The 16640-nt window shown below is 72.8% G+C and carries 16 protein-coding genes; 11 read left to right on the forward strand and 5 right to left on the reverse strand.

Translation table 11 applies throughout. The features are described from left to right. Positions 1-4: 4 nt before the first annotated feature. From IEZ31_RS29725 to IEZ31_RS29735, 3 genes are read right to left on the reverse strand one after another with little or no spacing between them, the layout of a single operon-like run. Positions 5-898: an ABC transporter permease gene (locus IEZ31_RS29725; protein WP_229835966.1), complete on the reverse strand. Its 894-nt coding sequence runs from the start codon at positions 896-898 to the stop codon at positions 5-7. After that, positions 888-1835 carry a nickel ABC transporter permease gene (nikB, locus tag IEZ31_RS29730; protein ID WP_190253314.1) on the reverse strand — a complete coding sequence of 316 codons (948 nt, stop codon included), beginning with the start codon at positions 1833-1835 and terminating at the stop codon, positions 888-890. Before nikB ends, IEZ31_RS29725 begins: the two co-directional genes overlap by 11 nt. A gap of 18 nt (positions 1836-1853) precedes the next feature. Further along, complete coding sequence (locus IEZ31_RS29735; RefSeq protein ID WP_190253315.1) at positions 1854-2390, reverse strand: Lrp/AsnC family transcriptional regulator; 537 nt, start codon at positions 2388-2390, stop codon at positions 1854-1856. Between the two features lie 123 nt (positions 2391-2513). Here IEZ31_RS29735 and IEZ31_RS29740 point away from each other — a divergent pair, with 123 nt between their 5' ends. From IEZ31_RS29740 to IEZ31_RS29780, 9 genes are all read left to right on the forward strand, one after another. Further along, entirely contained in the window at positions 2514-3557 is a 1044-nt protein-coding gene (locus IEZ31_RS29740; RefSeq protein ID WP_190253316.1) for an ABC transporter ATP-binding protein, read from the forward strand. Beyond that, the gene (locus IEZ31_RS29745; RefSeq protein WP_190253317.1) at positions 3554-4549 is read left to right on the forward strand and encodes an ABC transporter ATP-binding protein; all 996 of its coding nucleotides are present in this window, start codon (positions 3554-3556) and stop codon (positions 4547-4549) included. The genes IEZ31_RS29740 and IEZ31_RS29745 overlap by 4 nt, the downstream gene beginning before the upstream one ends. 2 nt (positions 4550-4551) lie before the next feature. After that, positions 4552-5970 carry an aldehyde dehydrogenase family protein gene (locus IEZ31_RS29750; protein ID WP_229835967.1) on the forward strand — a complete coding sequence of 473 codons (1419 nt, stop codon included), beginning with the start codon at positions 4552-4554 and terminating at the stop codon, positions 5968-5970. Positions 5971-5975: 5 nt separating this feature from the next. Beyond that, on the forward strand, positions 5976-6920 hold the full coding sequence (locus IEZ31_RS29755; RefSeq protein ID WP_190253319.1) for a hydroxyacid dehydrogenase: 945 nt from the start codon (positions 5976-5978) through the stop codon (positions 6918-6920). A 2-nt stretch (positions 6921-6922) separates the two neighbouring features. Then, on the forward strand, positions 6923-8083 hold the full coding sequence (locus IEZ31_RS29760) for an acyl-CoA dehydrogenase family protein (protein ID WP_229835974.1): 1161 nt from the start codon (positions 6923-6925) through the stop codon (positions 8081-8083). A 44-nt stretch (positions 8084-8127) separates the two neighbouring features. Then, a complete protein-coding gene (locus tag IEZ31_RS29765) occupies positions 8128-8862 on the forward strand; it encodes a maleylpyruvate isomerase family mycothiol-dependent enzyme (protein WP_190253321.1) in 735 nt (244 codons plus the stop codon). A gap of 156 nt (positions 8863-9018) precedes the next feature. Continuing rightward, positions 9019-9201 carry a hypothetical protein gene (locus IEZ31_RS29770; RefSeq protein WP_190253322.1) on the forward strand — a complete coding sequence of 61 codons (183 nt, stop codon included), beginning with the start codon at positions 9019-9021 and terminating at the stop codon, positions 9199-9201. A 19-nt stretch (positions 9202-9220) separates the two neighbouring features. Further along, the gene (locus IEZ31_RS29775) at positions 9221-10609 is read left to right on the forward strand and encodes a lysyl oxidase family protein (RefSeq protein WP_229835968.1); all 1389 of its coding nucleotides are present in this window, start codon (positions 9221-9223) and stop codon (positions 10607-10609) included. Positions 10610-10851: 242 nt separating this feature from the next. Then, positions 10852-11475, forward strand: a complete 624-nt coding sequence (locus IEZ31_RS29780) for a DUF3558 domain-containing protein (protein ID WP_190253323.1) — start codon at positions 10852-10854, stop codon at positions 11473-11475. A gap of 50 nt (positions 11476-11525) precedes the next feature. Here IEZ31_RS29780 and IEZ31_RS29785 read toward each other — a convergent pair whose 3' ends face one another. Together IEZ31_RS29785 and IEZ31_RS29790 are read right to left on the reverse strand one after the other, a co-directional pair. After that, positions 11526-12329 carry an SDR family oxidoreductase gene (locus tag IEZ31_RS29785; protein WP_190253324.1) on the reverse strand — a complete coding sequence of 268 codons (804 nt, stop codon included), beginning with the start codon at positions 12327-12329 and terminating at the stop codon, positions 11526-11528. A gap of 90 nt (positions 12330-12419) precedes the next feature. Then, the gene (locus IEZ31_RS29790) at positions 12420-13283 is read right to left on the reverse strand and encodes a formate/nitrite transporter family protein (protein ID WP_190253325.1); all 864 of its coding nucleotides are present in this window, start codon (positions 13281-13283) and stop codon (positions 12420-12422) included. A gap of 583 nt (positions 13284-13866) precedes the next feature. Between IEZ31_RS29790 and IEZ31_RS29795 the strand changes: the two genes are divergently transcribed. Both IEZ31_RS29795 and IEZ31_RS29800 read left to right on the forward strand, forming a co-directional pair. Then, on the forward strand, positions 13867-15228 hold the full coding sequence (locus tag IEZ31_RS29795) for a DUF4832 domain-containing protein (RefSeq protein ID WP_229835969.1): 1362 nt from the start codon (positions 13867-13869) through the stop codon (positions 15226-15228). Continuing rightward, on the forward strand, positions 15225-16640 hold a 1416-nt coding region (locus IEZ31_RS29800; RefSeq protein WP_190253326.1), incomplete at its 3' end, for a DUF4832 domain-containing protein. The genes IEZ31_RS29795 and IEZ31_RS29800, both read left to right, overlap by 4 nt.

A 16640-nucleotide genomic window follows, 5' to 3' on the forward strand; every position in this document is an offset into this window, starting at 1 on the left:
GGGGTCAGCGGTTGGTGCGGCCACGCAGCCGCGGGTCGAGGACGTCGCGCAGGGTGTCGCCGAGCAGGTTGAACCCGAGGACCGCGATCATGATGCAGACGCCCGGCACCACCGACGGCCAGATCGACATCTCCATGAAGGCCTTGCCGTTGGACAGCATCGAGCCCCAGGACGGCTGCGGCGGCTGGACGCCGAGGCCGAGGTAGCCCAGCGACGCCTCGATGAGGATGGCGTAGGCGATGCTCGTGGTGAACTGCACCGCGATCGGCGCGATCGAGTTCGGCAGGATGTACTTGACGATGAGGCGGGCGTTGCTCAGCCCGACCGCCTGCCCGGACTCGACGAACGGCTCGCGCCGCACGGACATCGCCGTGCCCCGCACGATGCGGGCGAAGCTCGGGATGAACACGAGCACCAGGGCGATGATCAGGTTCTCCGTGCCCGGGCCGCGGGCGGCCACGACGGCGAGGGCCAGCAGCAGGGTCGGGAAGGCGAACATGATGTCGGTGACCGGGGTGATGATCGCGTCGAGGACGCCCCGGTAGAAGCCGGCGAGCAGGCCGAGCAGCACGCCGACGGTGGCGGCGCAGCCGACCACGATCAGGCTCACGGCGAGCGAGGTGCGCGCACCGTAGAGGGCCCGGCTGAGCAGGTCGCGGCCGGCCTCGTCGGCGCCGAGCAGGAAGGTGCCGCCGGGCTGGGCCAGGCGCTGGTTGGACATCGCGGTCGGGTCGTAGGGCGCGATGACCGGGGCGAGGGCCGCGGCCGCGGCCATGAGCAGGACGATGGTCAGCCCCACGGCGCCGACCTTGTCCCTCATCAGCTGCCGCACCAGCGCGCCGCCGCCGCTGAGCCGGCGCGCCCGAACCTTCGTGACGGTGTCGACGTCAGTGACCACTGCGCAGCCTCGGATCCAGGTAGGTGTAGACGAGGTCGACCAGGTAGTTGACCAGGACGTAGAAGAAGGCGAGGAAGAGCAGGGTGCCCTGGACGACCGGGTAGTCGCGCTGGCTGATCCCGCGGATGACCATCGTGCCCAGGCCGGGCCAGGCGAAGACCTGCTCGACGATGACCGTGCCGCCGAGCAGCGCGCCGAGCTCGATGCCGAGCACGGTCACGACCGGGATGAGCGAGTTGCGCAGGGCGTGGCGGACCATGATGACCCGCTCGGCCAGTCCCTTGGCGCGGGCGGTGCGCACGTAGTCCTGGTTGAGCACCTCCAGCATGCTGGAGCGGGTCATCCGCATGTTGATCGCGGCGAGGCTGGCGCCCAGGGTGACGGCCGGCAGCACCAGATACCGCAGGTTGTCGAGCAGGCCGCCGCCCTCGCCGGCGCCCTGGGAGGGCAGCCAGCCGAGGGAGACGGAGAAGACGTAGACGAGCAGGATGCCCAGCCAGAAGTTGGGCACCGACAGGCCGATGAGCGACACGACCCGGGCGACGGCGTCGAGCGGCCCGTTGCGCCGGGTGGCGCTGAGGATCCCGAGCGGGATCGAGAGCAGCACGGCGACCAGCAGCGCGGAGAGGGCCAGCAGCAGCGTGGACGGGAGCCGCTGCAGGATCTCGTCGAGCACCGGCTGGCCGGTGCGCATCGAGGTGCCGAGGTCACCGCGCAGGAGGTCGCCGAACCAGGTGAAGAACTGCTCGTGCAACGGCATGTCGAGCCCGAAGTAGCGGCGCATCTCCTCCTCGACGTGCGGGTCGCCGAAGTCCTGTCCCATGATGGAGCTGATCACGTCGCCCGGAATCATCCGGATGACCAGGAACGAGATCACCGAGATCCCGAGCAGGACGGGGACGACGGTCAGCGAGCGGATCAGCGTGATGCGCAGCATGGCGGGCTCCCCTGCCGGTCAGTGCTCGTAACCGGATAACCCGGGGTCGGCGCCGGCGTCCCAGCCCGGCTCCTCGTCCTCGTCGTCGGTGCCGGCGAGATCGCGCGCCCACTCGTGCGCCCGCTTGGCCACCCGCAGCACCATCACCGACCGGCTCTCCATGACGCCCTCCAGGTGACCCAGGCTTTCGGTCCAGAACCGGCGCATGGTGTTGGTGGAGGCGAAGTAGCCGACGGCGATGATGTCGAACTGGCCGGTCACGTGGTAGACGTAGGCCATCTCGGGCATGCCGGCGAGCTTGTCGATGAGCTGCTCGGTGGCGCCGGGAGCGCTCTGGATCTCGAAGATCGTGTGCACCGGGCGGCCCATGAAGGCGGCGCTGGGGATCGCGGAGAACTGCAGCTTGCCCTCGGCGAGCAGCCGGTCGATCCGGCGCCGCACCGACCCCTCGGAGAGGCCGACCTTGGCCGCCAGCGCGACGTTGGTCTGCCTCGGGTCCTGCACGAGCTCCCGGATGATGTTGCGATCCTTCACGATCGAGCTCTTGGATGTCATCGGGCTCCAACTCTCAATCGACGTAATTCGTCGCTCGCCGGAGCCTAGACGACGAAGATCGGCTGTGCAACACTCCCGATTGACGAACGGCGACGTTCGAGCCCGGAGTTTTGGGGAGATTCGATGGCCTTGCTGGAGGTGCGCGACCTGCGCACGGAGTTCCGTGCGGCACGGGGCTCCGTGACCGCCGTGGACGGCGTCTCGTTCACCGTCGACGCCGGGGAGATGGTCGCGCTCGTGGGCGAGTCCGGCTGCGGCAAGTCCGCGACCGCGCAGTCCATCATGGGCCTGATCGTCCCGCCGGCCGGGCAGGTCACCGGCGGGCAGGTGCTCTTCGAGGGGCGCGACCTGCTCCGGCTGCGCCACCGCGAGCTGCGGGCCGTGCGCGGCAAGGGCATCGCCATGATCTTCCAGGACCCGATGACCTCGCTGAACCCGGTGCTCACCATCGGGCGGCAGATCACCGAGACCCTGCGGGCGCACCTCGGCCTGAGCCGCCGGGCCGCCCGGACGCGGGCCGTCGAGCTGCTGGAGATGGTGCGCATCCCGGCCGCGGAGAGCCGGCTCGGGGCCTACCCGCACCAGCTCTCCGGCGGCATGCGGCAGCGCGTCATGATCGCGATGGCGCTGTCCTGCAACCCCCGGCTCATCCTCGCCGACGAGATCACCACCGCGCTCGACGTCACCATCCAGGCGCAGATCCTCGACCTGCTGCGGGACCTGGCCCGGGAGACCGCGACCGCCGTCCTGTTCATCACCCACGACCTCGGCGTCGTGGCGGGCATGGCCGAGCGGGTCAACGTCATGTACGCGGGCCAGATCGTCGAGCGGGCCGAGACCGTCGACCTCTTCCACCGCCCGCAGATGCCCTACACCTGGGGCCTGCTCGGCTCGGTGCCGCGCCTGGACCTCGTCCGCGGCGGGCGGCTGCGGCCGATCGCGGGCCGCCCGCCCGAGCTGACGGCGATGCCGCCCGGCTGCCGGTTCGCGCCCCGCTGCGGGCACGCCCGGGAGACCTGCGCCGACGGCGTGCCCGAGCTCCTCCTCACCCATCAGGTCCCGGACCGGGGCCAGCTGAACCGCTGCTGGGGCATGCGCCCGCCGAGCGAGGGTGGCTGGCTGTCGAACGAGGACCGGTTCGCCGTGCATTCCTCGGAGGAACGATGACGCCGCTGGTACAGGTGCGCGACCTCGCGGTCGACTTCAAGGTGCCCCGCCGGGGCTCGCTGCTGCCGGCCCGCCTGCGCGCGGTGTCCGGCGTCGACCTCGACATCCGCCGCGGCGAGATCATCGGCGTCGTCGGCGAGTCCGGCTGCGGCAAGTCCACCACCGGCCGGGCCATCCTCCAGCTGCTGCGGCCCAGCCGCGGCAGTGTGACGTTCGACGGCACCGAGCTGACGACGCTGCGCGGCCGCCGGATGCGGGCGATGCGCCGGCGGATGCAGATGATCTTCCAGGATCCGTACGCGTCGCTGAACCCGCGCATGACCATCGGCGAGCTCATCGAGGAGCCGCTGCTCGTGCACGCCGACCTGTCGGCCGCCGGGCGGCGGGCGAAGGCGCAGGAGACCATGCGGCTGGTCGGGCTCAGCGACCGCTGGCACGACCGCTACCCGCACGAGTTCTCCGGCGGCCAGCGCCAGCGGGTCGGCATCGCGCGGACCCTGGTCAGCGGGCCCGACTTCGTCGTCGCCGACGAGCCGGTGTCCGCCCTCGACGTCTCCGTCCAGGCGCAGATCGTCAACCTCCTCGAGCAGCTGCAGGAGGAGCTGGGCCTGACGATGATGTTCATCGCGCACGACCTCGCCGTGGTGCGGCACCTCTGCGACCGGATCGCGGTGATGTACCTCGGCGCCGTGGTCGAGGTCGGCGAGTGCGAGGAGCTGTACCGCTCGCCCCGGCACCCCTACACGAAGGCGCTGCTGTCCGCGGTACCGATCCCGGATCCGCTGGTGGAGACGCAACGGCAGCGGGTGATCCTCACCGGCGACGTGCCCAGCCCGCTCGACCCGCCCAGCGGGTGCCGGTTCCGCACCCGGTGCTGGAAGGCGCAGGAGGTCTGCGCCACCACAGTGCCGGCGCTGGCCGAGACCGCCGGCGGGCACCGGGTCGCGTGCCACTTCCCCGAGCCCGCGTCCGTCGCGGCCGCGGGGGTGTGACCGTGCTGCACCGCAACCTCGTCGGCGGCGAGTGGGTCGACGGCGAGCGCCGCGCGAACGTGAACCCGGCCCGGCCCGGCGAGGTCGTCAGCGAGTACGCCGAGGCGGGCCCGGACACCGCCCGCGCCGCCGTCGAGGCCGCGCGGTCCGCCCAGCCCGGCTGGGCCCGCACGTCCGTCGCCGAGCGCATGGCGATCCTGGACCGGATCGGCGCCACGATCCTCGGCCGCGCCGAGGAGCTCGCCGTCCTGCTCGCCCGCGAGGAGGGCAAGCTGCTCGCCGAGGCCCGCGGCGAGGTCGCCCGGGCCGGGCAGACCTTCCGCTACTACGCCCACCAGCTGCTGCAGCCGCAGGGCGAGGTCTACGCGTCCACGCGGGACAACGTCCACGCCGAGGTGCGCCGCCGGCCGCTCGGCGTGGTCGCGGTCGTCACGCCGTGGAACTACCCGCTCGCGATCCCGGCGTGGAAGGTGGCGCCCGCGCTCGCCTACGGCAACGCCGTCGTGCTCAAGCCGGCCGAGCTGGTGCCGGCCTCGGCCGGGGAGCTCGCGGGGATCATCGCCGGCGCGGGCCTGCCGCCGGGGGTGTTCAACCTCGTCCTCGGCGCCGGGCGGGTGGCCGGCGAGGCGCTGCTCACCGCACCCGGCGTCGACGGCGTGTCGTTCACCGGCGGCACCACCACCGGCGCCCACGTCGCCCGCCAGTGCCTCGCCCACGGCAACAAGCGCTTCCAGCTGGAGATGGGCGGCAAGAACCCGCTGGTCGTCCTCGACGACGCCGACCTCGAGGTGGCCGTGCGCTGCGCCCTCGACGGCAGCTTCTTCAGCACCGGCCAGCGCTGCACCGCGTCGAGCCGGCTGATCGTGCAGGCCGGCATCCACGACCGGTTCGTGGCCGCGCTCGTCGGCGCCGCCGACACGCTGCGGGTCGGCGACCCGCTCGACCCGCAGAGCCAGGTCGGCCCGGTGGTCAGCCCGCAGCAGCTCGCCCAGAACCTCGGCTACGTCGCGATCGGCGCCGCCGAGGGCGCGACCCTGGCGGCCGGCGGCACCAGCGACGGGCAGTTCATGCGGCCCACGCTGCTCACCGGCGCGCGCAACGGCATGCGGGTGGCCCGCGAGGAGATCTTCGGCCCCGTTTCCTGCGTCATCAAGGTCGGCGACCTTGACGAGGCGATCGCCGTCGCCGCCGACACGCGCTACGGGCTCTCCGCCGGCATCGTCACCACGTCCCTCGCCGCCGCCGAGCGGTTCAAGCGCGACGCCCGCGCCGGGATCGTCACCGTCAACCTGCCCACCGCCGGCACCGAACTGCACCTGCCGTTCGGCGGCACCGGCGACTCCAACCACGGCCCGCGGGAGCAGGGCGGCTACGCCCGGGACTTCTACACGGTGCCGGTGACCTGCTACACGGGATGGTGAGCCCGATGCGGATCCTGCTCACCGAGCCGATCGCCGCCGCCGGGATGGACCTGCTGCGCGCCGCCGGCGAGGTGCACGTCGCCGGCGTCACCGATCCGGCCGCGCTCGCCGCCGGCCCGCTCGCCACCGCCGACGCTCTCGTCGTGCGCTCCTCCCCCGTCACCGCCGCCATGCTGGAGGCGGCCCCGCGGCTGCGGGTCGTCGGCCGCCACGGCGCCGGCCTCGACGGCATCGACCTGGCCGCGGCGGAGCGGCTGGGCATCCCCGTGGTCAGCACGCCGGGCGCCAACGCCGAGTCCGTCGCCGAGTTCGTCCTCCTCGCCGCGCTGACCCTCGCCCGGCAGCTGCCGGCGGCCGTGGCGGCCCTCGCGGGCGGAGGGTTCCCGGCCGGCCGCTCCCTGCCGTCCTCGGTCGTCGCCGCCGGGCTGACCGGGACCATGCTCGCCGGGCGGACCCTGGGGCTGGTCGGCCTCGGCGCGATCGGCCGCGGGGTGGCCGCCCGCGCCCTCGGCCTGGGCATGACGGTGCTCGCCTTCGACGTCGCGGCGGTGGTACCGCCACCGGGCGTGCGGCTGGTGCCGCTGGACGAGCTGCTCCGCTCCTCCGACGTGGTCAGCCTGCACGTGCCGCAGACCCCGCAGACCGTCGGCCTCATCGGCGCGGCCGCGCTCGCCACGATGCGGCCGGGCGCGCTGCTCGTCAACACCGCCCGCGCCGGGGTCGTCGACGGCTCCGCCGTCCTCGCCGCGCTCGACGCCGGGCGGCTGCGCGGCTACGCCGTCGACGTGTTCGCCCCGGAGCCGCCTGCTCCCGGCGATCCGCTGCTGCACCACCCACGGGTCCTGGCGACGCCGCACATGGCGGCGATGACCCATGACGCGCTCGACGCGATGGCCGTCGCCGTCGCCCGGGGCGTCCTCGGTTACCTCGGGAAGGGACGATCGCTGTGACGCTGCCCGTGCTGGACTACTTCGGCGTCGACAGCCGCATCGACGACGAGAGCCGCGACCTGCGCGACGCCGTGCGCGCCTTCGTCGACCGGCGGGTCCGGCCGCACGTCGCCGGCTGGTACGAGCAGGGTCGCCTGCCGGTCCGCGACCTCGCCCGCGAGCTCGGCGAGCTCGGGGTGCTCGGCATGCACCTGCAGGGCTACGGCTGCGCCGGCACCTCCGCCCTCGCCTACGGGCTGGCCTGCTTCGAACTGGAGGCCGGGGACTCCGGCCTGCGCTCGCTCGTGTCGGTGCAGGGCTCACTCGCGATGTACGCCATCCACCGGTACGGCTCGGAGTCGCAGCGGCAGCGGTGGCTGCCCGCGCTGGCCGGCGGGGAGGCGATCGGCTGCTTCGGCCTCACCGAGCCCGACTTCGGCTCCGACCCGTCCGGCATGCGCACCCGGGCCCGCCGCGACGGTACCGACTGGGTGCTCGACGGCACCAAGATGTGGATCACCAACGGCTCGGTCGCCGACGTCGCCGTCGTGTGGGCCCGCACCGACGAGGGCATCCGCGGCTTCCTCGTCCCCGCCGGCACGCCCGGCTTCACCGCCCCGGAGATCACCCGCAAGCTCTCGCTGCGCGCCTCGGTGACCGCCGAGCTGGTCCTCAACGGCGTGCGGCTGCCGGCCGACGCGATGCTGCCGTCGGCGGCGGGCCTGTCCGCCCCGCTGTCCTGCCTCAACGAGGCCCGCTTCGGCATCGTCTTCGGGGCGCTCGGCGCCGCGCACGACTGCCTGTCGACGGCCGTCGAGTACGCCCGCAGCCGCGAGATCTACGCCCGGCCGCTCGCCGCCTACCAGGCCACCCAGCTCAAGCTGGCCGACATGACCCTGGAGCTGGGCAAGGGCTTCCTGCTGGCGCTGCAGCTCGCGGAGCTGAAGGACGCCGGCACCCTCGACCACCGGCAGATCAGCCTGGGCAAGCTCAACAGCACCCGCGAGGCGATCGCCATCGCCCGCGAGTGCCGCACCATCCTCGGCGCGGCGGGCATCACACTGGACTACCCGGTGCTGCGCCACGCGGCGAACCTGGAGTCGGTGCTGACCTACGAGGGCACGTCGGAGGTCCACCAGCTGATCATCGGTCAGACGGTCACCGGCCACGCCGCCTTCCGCTGACCGCTCAGGCGTATCGTCTCGTCGAGGCTGACGTGGGAGGTACTGTGACCGGACCCGATGTCGTCGACGACCTGGAAGCCGAGCAGGAGGCCCTGGCGGCCGTCCTGGCCGGCCTGTCCCCGTCGGCCTGGGCGAGCCCGTCGGCCGCGGCCGGCTGGACCGTGACGGACGTGGTCCTGCACCTGGCCCAGACCGAGGAGGCGGTCGTCGCGAGCGTGGCGGGCGGGCCGCCCGACTGGCACCGCTTCGGCGACACCGTCGACGGCGCGATGGCGGCGCTGGTCGAGGCCGAGCGGGCGCCGTCGGAGACGGTGTTCGCACGCTGGCAGGCGGCGCGCCGGGCCGCGGTACAAGCGCTGCGGCAGGCCGCCCCGGGCCGCCCGGTGCGCTGGGTGGCCGGCGCGCTGAAGCCCCGCACGCTGGCCACGACCCGCGTGGCCGAGCACTGGGCACACGCGCTGGACGTCACGGGCCCGCTGCGGATCGCGTATCCGGACACGGCCCGGCTGCGGCACATCGCCTGGCTCGGCCACAGCACCCTGCCGTATGCGTTCCGCCTGGCGGGCCTGCCCCCGGCCGAGGTGTACTGCGAGCTGACCGCCCCGGACGGCACGGTGTGGCACTTCGGCAACCGCTCGGCGGCATCGGCCATCCGCGGCGCGGCCGGCGCGTTCTGCCGGGTGGGCGCCCATCGCCTGGCCCCGGCCGACGCCGGCCTGCACACCGAGGGCCCGGACGCGGAAGCGGCGCTGCGGGTCCTGCGCAACTACGCCGCCTGACGCCCGGCATGCACCTGTGGTGGTCGACATCAGCGGCATCGCCGTGGGCGACGAGGATTCGCGGGGCGGCCATCGACGCGCGGCCGTGCGATACTTCGGTCACTCGACCGCTCGTGCGCCGGATCGCGGGGGATCAGGATGGCAGCTCGTCGAACAATGCTGGGCGTTGCAGCGGCACTGCTGGCCACGGCCACGATCGCACCGGTCCACGCCGCCGTCGCGAAGGACAGCGACGAGTCGGTGTGGCTGGACGGTCCGCCGCTTGAGCCGGGGCCGGTCGTCGTGCTGGAGCCGGGCCGCACGGACAGCCACAAGCCGATGTGGATCGCTCCTGCGTAGGGCGCTTGTCGGGCTGGCCGTGCTGCTGGCCGGCTGCGCGCCCGACCCGCAGCCGGCGCCGGACGGGCCGCGGCTCGCGCTGGTCGCCGCGTCCGCCGAGGTGACCCTGCAGCGTCACGGTGCGCTCGGCGTCGACCTCGACCTCGACGCCCACCTCGTGGTCGATGGCGCGCCGTGGCAGATCCGCGCGACCCGCCGGTCGTACGGTCACCCGATCGTCGCCGTCGAGCGCATCGGCGTCCGCGACCGGGCGCTGACGGACGGGCTGCTCAAGGACCTCGCCGGCCTGCCCGGCTTCGTCCGGGTGACGATCGCCGACGCCGGCGGCGCCACGGTGCGCACGGTCGAGCCGACGTTCTGCCCCGGGCACCGCCCGGCCCGGCGCCGGCCGTCGGCGCCGGCCACCTCGCCGTATCCGGCGCGCTGCTCCACCAACCCGTTCGCGCTCGGCGCCGTGTGGGGCATCCAGGCCGGCTGGTCGGCGTCCGTCCACGACCCGGTGGGCGCGCCGGTCGACCTGCCACCCGGGGCGTATACCGCGCGGATCGCGATCGCGGAGCGGTACCGCGCGCTGCTGAACATCCCGGCGGACAAGGCGAGCGCCACCGTCGCGCTCACCGTCGTCGACGGCCCGGCGGCGCAGGTGCCCGCGGCGCCGCCGGAGGCCACGCTCTCCCCGCTGCAGGCCAAGGCGGCACGGCCGACCGGACCGGCCGTGATCTCCGACTGGCCGCGACCCGACCTGCGCCCCCTCCCGGCCGGCGGCATGACCGTCAAGCACGACGCGGGCCGCGACTACCTGGCGTTCTTCGCGACCGTGTGGAACGCCGGACCGGCGCCGCTGGTCATCGACGCGTACCGCTGGGAGGAGACCGGCACCATGGACGCCTACCAGTACTTCCTGGACGGCGACGGGCGCACGGTCGGCTGGGCCCCGGCCGGGGTGCTGCGGTGGGACGACCGCGACGGCCACCGGCACTGGCACCTCGCTGACTTCGCGAGCTACCGGATGCTCGACGCGCAGTACCGTCAGGTCACCACGAGCGAGAAGACCGGATTCTGCCTGTCCTCGACCGACCCGATCGACCTGACCGTCCCGCACGCCAACTGGCAGCCGGCCAACAACGACCTGCGGGTCGGCTGCGGCGGACGGACCGTCGCATCGCTGCGCCAGGTGCTGGACGTCGGCTCGGGCGACACCTACCGCCAGGACCTGCCCGGCCAGTCGTTCGACATCACCGACCTGCCCAACGGCACCTACTACGTCGAGGTGACCGCCAACCCGGAGCGCCGGCTGTACGAGACGGACCCGAGCAACAACATCTCCCAGCGCCAGGTCGTCCTGGCCGGCCCCCCGGGCGCCCGCACGGTGACCGCCCCGCCGCACCAACTGGTCGACGCGGCCTGACCCAAGACCGCGCCGCAGCCGCGCGCCCCGGGGCCGGCCAGTGTCGGGCCCATCAGTCCAGCACCACCAGGATCAGCCGGGTTCTCGCATCGCGCACGAACGCGCCGGTTAGCCGCGGGCGAGAACGCCGGTGGCCGGAACGTCTCGGCGCTGCGGCGAAGAGGACGCGCTGTTCGGACACCCCGGCATCCGCGGGTCGGGGGTTCCGGCCCGTGCGCCGCACCAACCATGATCTACAGGCCATGAGAGCTCTGCAGGTACTCGCCGGATCGGCGCTCGTGGCCGCGCTCGCGGCGTGCGGTTCGGACGCGGACCCCGGCGCCTCGTCGTCGAGTGCTCCGGCCGCTTCGGCATCCTCGGCGGCCGCGGCGGCCGCGCCGACGTCGGCCGACGTCTCGCCCACGCCAGGGCGGCCGGGCGCGCCGAAGGTCGCCACCCCGAAGGACGGCTCCGGGAAGTCGCCGTGCGACCTCGTGCCGGCCGCCACGGTCTCCGCGATCGGCCTCGGGCCGGGCAAGCTGACGCCGGCCGCGCGAGCGACCGCCAGGCTCGACACCTGCAACTGGGTCGGCACCGGCAGCAACTGGATGAAGACCCTCATCGTCTCGGTCAACCCCAGGTCGGGCCTGGAGACCACGTACAACAACCGGGCCATCTTCACCGAGTTCGTCGAGCTGCAGGTCGCCGGGCATCCGGCGGTGCGGGCCAACCAGACCGACGCGCTGGCCGGCTGCAACCTGTACGTCGGGCTGTCCGACGCGCAGACGCTCTGGGTGATCGGCAACTCCGGCACGAACGGGACGATGGACCAGCACTGCGCGATCTCGACGCAGACCGCCGAGGCCATCATCAAGGCGCTGCCCTGACGCGACTTCCCCGAAGCGACGCTCGACGCTGACGGCCGCGACGGCCCCGGTCAGCGGCGCAGGTCGTGCCGGCGGTGGGTGGCCTTCTCCACCAACGAGGAGGGCAGCAGGCGGCGCAGCGGGAAGACCAGCGCCGCGTTGCTGCCCACCGCGTAGTGCGCCCTCGGCCGGGGCGCCTCGATCGCCTTGACGATCGTCGCCGCCACCCGCTCCGCCGACGCGCCCGAGCGCTCGTTGCGGTCCAGCGCCGCCAGCATCCGGTCGAAGTCCGCTCGGTGCGGGGAGCTTTCCCGGGTGTACCTCGTGCGCCGCTCGCTGATCCCGGTGCTGATCGACCCGGGCTCGACCGTGGTCAGCCAGACGCCGAACGGGGAATACTCGTGCCGGGCGCCGTCGCTGAACCCCCGCAGCGCGGCCTTCGACGCCACGTACGACGAGCGGTAGGCGAGCGGGAACGACGCCAGCATCGAGCCGACCATCACCACCCGGCCCCGGCGGCGCTCGCGCATGCCCGGCAGGAGGAGCTGGGACAGCCGGACCGGGCCGAGCACGTTGACCTGGAACAGCCGGCGCAGGGCGTCGGGCGGCAGCTCCTCGAACGGCCCGGACTGGCTCTCCCCCGCGTTGTTGACCAGCACGTCGACCGGGCCGGCCGCGCCCGCGAGCGCCTCGATCGACGCGTCGTCGCCGAGGTCGAGCGGCAGGAACGACACCCCGTCCGGCCGCTGCCCGGCGGTCAGCGACTCGGGGTCACGGCTGGTGCCGACCACCCGGTAGCCCCGCGCGGCCAGCGCGGCCGCGGTCGCCTTCCCGATCCCCGACGAGGCCCCGGTCACCAGCGCGGTGCGATCCATCGCTGCACCCTACCCGCAGTGATGGGCCTACCGGGCGCCGGTGCGTTGGGCCGGGGTGAAAGTGGCGTCCGAGGGTGTCTCCGGCCGTGCCTACTGCACCAGGACACCGGCGTCCTCGGCGACCGGGGCGGGCGCGGGAGCGGCCGGGCGGCGGCGGGACGCGCCGGTGCGGGCGTGGGTCGCGTAGACCGTGAGGCCCACGAACGTGATGCCGCCGACGAGGTTGCCGACGACCGTCGGGATCTCGTTCCAGACGACGTAGTCCGCGACCGAGAAGTCGCCGCCGAGCAGCAGGCCGGACGGGAACAGGAACATGTTCACGACCGAGTGCTCGAAGCCCATGTAGAAGAAGACCAGGATCGGCATCCACATGGCGATCACCTTGCCGGACACGCTGGTCGAGATCATCGCGGCGACCACGCCGGTGGAGACCATCCAGTTGCACAGCACGCCGCGGATGAACAGCGTCAGCATGCCCGCGGCGCCGTGGTCGGCGTAGCCGACCGTCCGGCTCTCCCCGATCTTGCCGATGGCCTGGCCGACCGCGTTGGGGTCGACGCTGAAGGCGAAGGTGAAGATGACCGCCATCATCAGGGCGACGGTCAGCGCACCGGCGAAGTTGCCGGCGAACACCAGGCCCCAGTTGCGCAGCACGCCCCGCAGCCGCACACCGGGCCGCTTGTCGATCAGGGCCAGCGGCACGAGCGTGAACACCCCGGTGAGCAGGTCGAATCCCAGCAGGTACAGCAGGCAGAAGCCGACCGGGAACAGCAGCGCGCCGACGACCGGCTGGCCGGTCTGCACGGTGACGGTGACGGCGAAGGCGGCGGCCAGGGCGAGGATCGCGCCGGCCATGTACGCCCGGATCAGCGTGTCCCGGGTGGACATGAAGACCTTCGCCTCACCGGCGTCGATCATCTTGGTGGCGAGCTCGGATGGGTTCACATAGGACACGACGTCGCTCCTCCGGCGGCTAGCGGGCGCCCTCGAATTCCGGTCGAGTCTGTGCGGCGGACGGTACCGACGTGTTGCACGGCCGAAATCCTCCGATCACGTCGCCCTCACCGGCCGGGAAACCCGCCCGTCATCACTCCGCACGCCGGCCGTAACACGCCCGACTCGATCCGGTGCGCTTTCACCCGCCGGAAGGTACAGCGGACCGGAGGGCCGCCCGCCGCACAGCCTGTCCGTCACCGGCCCGCGCCACCGACCCGGAGCAGTGCGAGGCAGCGCCGATCGAGTAGTCCCGTCCGGTTTGCCGGGTTCGCCCGGGACAGCCAATCGATGTCCGGGTGGGGTCTTGCCAGCCGCCCGGCTCTCGAATAATGATGTAGGCCATCGTAAATTCTCCAATAGCTCTTCGTATTGCCTGTGGCGCCGCGGACGGGTGGCGGCACGATCTGCCCTGCCCGCACCCTGATCAGCGTCGATGTGTTCCAACCCGGCGACCGGTCGCGCGACGGTCGCCGGACCACTCCCGCCCCCGACCGGCCGAGGACCCCGCGCCCCGCCGGACACCTCATCGAGGTACATCGTCATGAGCAGAGCAATGCGTCTCGCCGTCGCCGCCACGGCGGCCCTCACCCTGGCCGCCGGCACGCCCGCCGCGGCCCACCCGACCAGCGGCGGTCCACAATGGACCAGCCTGTCGTACACCCCGGCGCCGGCGGACAACCCCCTCAAGGGCTTCCTGCCGTACGCCGGCAGCTACCAGACCTTCCCGTACAGCATGGAGTGGTTCTACCTGCCCCTGCGCGACGTCATGAGCGGGCCGCGGCAGTTCCGCTGGGACGCGCTGGAGCGCCAGCTCGACGCCATCGCCGCGCGCGGTCACCAGGCCGTGTTCCGGTTCTACCTGGACTATCCGGGCAAGCCGACGGGCATCCCGCAGTACCTGCTCGACCAGGGCCTGACCACCCACGCCTACCCGGACTTCGGCAACAACGGCGTCAGCGTCGCGCCCGACTACAACGACCCGCGGCTCACTGAAGCCCTGGAGAACTTCATCACCGCCTTCGGCCGCCGGTACGACGGCGACCCCCGCATCGGGTTCGTCACCCTCGGCCTCATCGGCTTCTGGGGCGAGTGGCACACCTGGCCCTACGACGGCTACACCCAGCCCGAAAACTGGATGCCGGCCACCGACGTCCTCGTGAAGGTCCTCAGCCGCTACGAGGCCGCGTTCGACCGGACCAGGCTGCTGGCCCGCTACCCCAGCCCGGAGAACAAGGACCTCAACATCGGGTACCACGACGACTCGTTCGCGTTCGAGACGCTGCCGCCGACGTCGTGGCACTTCGTGCAGCGCCTCATCGACAACGGCGTCACCGGGAAGTGGCGGCAGCAGCCCGTCGGCGGCGAGCTGCGGCCGGAGATCCAGAGCTGCCTGTGGGACGCGCCGGTCAGCTGCGGCCAGTACGAGGACTACGCCGAGTCGGTCGCGCAGACCCACGCCTCCTGGTTGATCAACCACGCGGCGTTCGAGCCGGGCTTCACCGGCGACAAGCGCGGCCGCGCGGTGGCCGCGTCACGGGCGCTGGGCTACGAGCTGACCGTCACCGCGGCGGCGCTGGGCCGGGACCGGGTGACGGTGCGGGTCGCCAACCGCGGCGCCGCGCCGTTCTACTACGACTGGCGCACCGAGCTCGCCGCCGTCGACGGCAAGGGCCGCGTCGTGCGGCGCTGGCCCACGGCGTGGACCATGGCCGGCATCCAGCCCGGCGCCGACGCCGCCCAGCTGACCACCCGCATCGACACCGGCGACCTGCGCGACGGCCGGTACACGATCGTCATGCGCGTGGCCAACCCGCTGCCGAACGGCACCCCGCTGCGGTTCGCCAACACCACCCAGGACACCCGCACCGGCTGGCTGACGCTGGGCACGGTGAGCGTGCGATGAGGCGACTCGTCACCGCCGCGGTCGCGGCCCTGTCCATCCTGCTGCTGCCCACCGCCGCGAGCGCGGCCCCGGCCGGTCCCCCGGCGCGCCCGCCGGTCGGCCCGGCCGCCGACACCGGCCTGACCACCCACACCTACGCCTACGCCGACGCCCCGCTCGGCCAGCCGCTGAAGGGCTTCGCGCCGTACCTGTTCCCCGGTGACAACCTGTCCACCAAGTACCCCGGCGGCCTCGTCTGGAGCTACTTCGCCCTCAACGAGGTGATGAAGGACCCCGCCAGCTGTACCGCGTTCGACTGGAGCGTCTTCGAGAAGGCCCTCGACGAGGCCGCGGTCTGGGGCCGTCAGGTCGCGTTCCGGTTCTACCTCGAGTACCCCGGCGGCAGCGGCACCCACCCCGGCAACGGCATCCCGCCCTGCCTCAACGGCAAGATGGCGCTGCGCACCAACGGCTTCTGGGGCACCGTCAGCCCCGACTACGACGACCCCGACGTGATCAACGCCCTGGTCGGCTTCATCAACGCCTTCGCGGCGCGCTACGACCACGCGGGCGCGGGCGGCACCGCCGACCCGCGCATCGGCTTCATGTCGCTGGGGCTGGTCGGCCTGTGGGGCGAGTGGCACACCTGGCCCTACGACCGCGACACCGCCGACGGCTATCCCGACCTGATGCCCACCGACGCCACCATCCGCACGATCATCGGCGCCTACGACACCGCCTTCGACAACATCCAGCTCGAGGTGCGCTACCCGCTGGCCGGCACCGAGAACGCGAACATCGGGTTCCACGACGACTCGTGGCCGTACAAGGAATGGCGCAACGGCCAGCTCAAGGGCATGACGCTGCCCGTGTCGATGGGCGGCTGGGACGACGCGTTCCTGCAGCTGCAGCTCAACACCGGCACCGAGAACCGCTGGGTCACGCAGTCGATCGGCGGCGAGGCCCGCCCCGAGATCCAGGGCAGCCTCTACGCCGGCTGGCCCGGCGGGAACAACCAGGTCGACGACGTCCTCGCCGCGACCGAGCTCACCCACATCACGTGGATGATCAACCAGATCGGCGCGGGCGGCTACAGCACCAGCGACCCGAAGGTCGCCGCGGGCGTGCGCAAGATGGGCTACAACCTGCACATCCCGCAGGCCAACTTCAACGCGACCGCGTCCGGCACCTTCAAGGTCGGCGTCACCATGCGCAACGACGGCGTGGCGCCGTTCTACTACCCGTGGACGACCGTCATCGGCCTGCGCGACGCGTCCGGCCAGATCGTCAAGACCTGGGACACCAGCTGGGACCTGCGCCAGGTGCAGCCGCTGAAGATCCGGGCGTTCCCCGACTGGGGCGTGGGTGCCGATCCCACGTACCTCGACTTCGGCCGCCCGGTCAACTTCTCCGCCACCCTCAGCACCGCCGGG

The organism is Dactylosporangium sucinum, from assembly GCF_014647515.1.
GTDB lineage: Bacteria > Actinomycetota > Actinomycetes > Mycobacteriales > Micromonosporaceae > Dactylosporangium > Dactylosporangium sucinum.